This is a genomic window from Vibrio fujianensis, assembly GCF_002749895.1.
GTDB lineage: Bacteria > Pseudomonadota > Gammaproteobacteria > Enterobacterales > Vibrionaceae > Vibrio > Vibrio fujianensis.
Genome location: NZ_NBUS01000016.1, coordinates 1 through 1,863, shown reverse-complemented (window position 1 = coordinate 1,863; position 1,863 = coordinate 1). Strand labels below are relative to the sequence as shown.

Annotated in this window: 2 protein-coding genes; both read left to right on the top strand. The window is 38.2% G+C overall.

Annotated elements, in window-relative coordinates; translation table 11 throughout:
* The first annotated feature begins 824 nt into the window (after positions 1 to 824).
* Positions 825 to 1,103 (top strand): type II toxin-antitoxin system RelB/DinJ family antitoxin, encoded by a 279-nt coding sequence (locus B7C60_RS00310; RefSeq protein ID WP_032480862.1) that lies wholly within the window; start codon positions 825 to 827, stop codon positions 1,101 to 1,103.
* Entirely contained in the window at positions 1,096 to 1,365 is a 270-nt protein-coding gene (locus B7C60_RS00305) for a type II toxin-antitoxin system YafQ family toxin (RefSeq protein ID WP_039428600.1), read from the top strand. The genes B7C60_RS00310 and B7C60_RS00305 overlap by 8 nt, the downstream gene beginning before the upstream one ends.
* Positions 1,366 to 1,863: the final 498 nt, after the last annotated feature.

Here is a 1,863-nt window from a genome sequence, read left to right as displayed (position 1 = left end):
AGAAGCCGAAAGTTAAATCAACATGCACGAAACTAACTTAAAGAAAGTCGAAATTGAAATTAGATCAATCATAAAAAACATTTATTTTTCAATACATTGCGGTCTTTTTCTCTACGGTTACATAACGCCGCATTAAGGGGCAGGCAACGCAAACAACTAAACTCAAACTAGCCCACCGTAACCTCAAATGCCAACCAAACCAAAACTGCCAAGCGTTGACTGTCCCTCTTGAATGCTTTGTTATGTTTGGGGCTAAAACAGAGCATATATCCCGATTTTTTACTGATTTTTCAGGAGACTATAGTTAAGCCCACTTATTACATAGATTACCTATTCGTCATTTTCTTATACCCGACTATCACATCGTATAGCTTAAAAACCATACAATAGCTAAAATATTGTACTGGCCATAATTCTAGCCCTAAAATGCTTGTTGGATAATTTGCTAAATCCCTAAGCTTCAAATATAAAACCGCAGGCCACCAAATGATTCCCGCAGCTATCATTTCAAACCTGTAATACCACTTGAGCTCTATAGCTCCATCACTAGCCATCCCTGCATGAAGGAATAGGAAATACCCCAGAACCGAAAGAAAAGTAATCAAAGCCACTCGCTTTATCCAAATCACGCATTTCCTCCGAAAACATAACGCCCGGTTAAGGGGCAACCAACGTTACTACCAACTTACCGCATAACACCGAAACCACCAAAACCAACGCACAATAAAAATGCCACGCGTTGGTTGTCCCTCTTGAACCGTTTGTTATGTGCCATTATACTAATGTTTAACTATGTAATACATTGTACAACTAAAGGTACTGTTATGAGAACAGAAATGCTAAGTACTCGTATAGACCATGATACCAAAGTTGCTTTTACTAGCATCTGTGACGAAATGGGTCTTAGTACATCACAAGCTATTAAAATTTTTGCAAAAGCCGTGATTAATCATGGTGGTATTCCATTTGACTTACGTGTGCCTCAACCAAATGAAACAACGATTTCTGCAATGAATGAACTCGTTCAAGGTCATGGGCATAAAGCAGAATCTGTTGACGCTATGCTTACTGAGTTAACTGAAGGCAAAGTTAAGAATGTATAGCTTAGAATACTCAACACAATTCAAAAAAGACTTCAAAAAAATCACAAAAATGCCGATTTCGGACATCATTGAAGTCGGCAACATCATATCAAAGCTGCAAAGAGGCGAAAAACTCGACCCTAAAAATGTTGACCACCCTCTAACTGGCGGATGGGTTGGATTCCGTGACTGCCACGTTAAACCAGATCTAGTGCTCATTTATCGCATTTTTGATGGCCAGCTCCAATTAGCTAGAATTGGCTCTCATAGTGATTTGTTCTGATGAACCTTAGTGGTACATAACGCCGCATTAAGGGGCAGGCAACGCAAACAACTGCGCTCAAATTAACCAACCGTAACCTCAAATGCTCAACCAAACCAAAACTGCCAAACGTTGACTGTCCCTCTTGAATGCTTTGTTATGTAACTTTACTAGCAATTTCAAAGCATTACAAAGAACAATATTGCCAAATACCGTTTAACTTACATGAAAAATTAGCAGTAACCCAGTAGAATTTGCGTGGCAACAACGAAACTGCGAGCCCTAGTTCAAAGAAAAAACTGCCTGCCCCTAAACTTATCGCAAACTAGTTTTACCAATAAAGCTCAGAGCAAAGACTCGAAGAACAAGGAGACGAAAACTAAGCCAATATGAATAAAACTAGGTTTATAAATTCTAAAATAACCAATTTAAACAATCACTTAAAAGTACTGAACATACAAACTAGAAGCTAAATTCAAAGCAAAGAAATCATAAAAAACTAATTTTCAATACATTGCG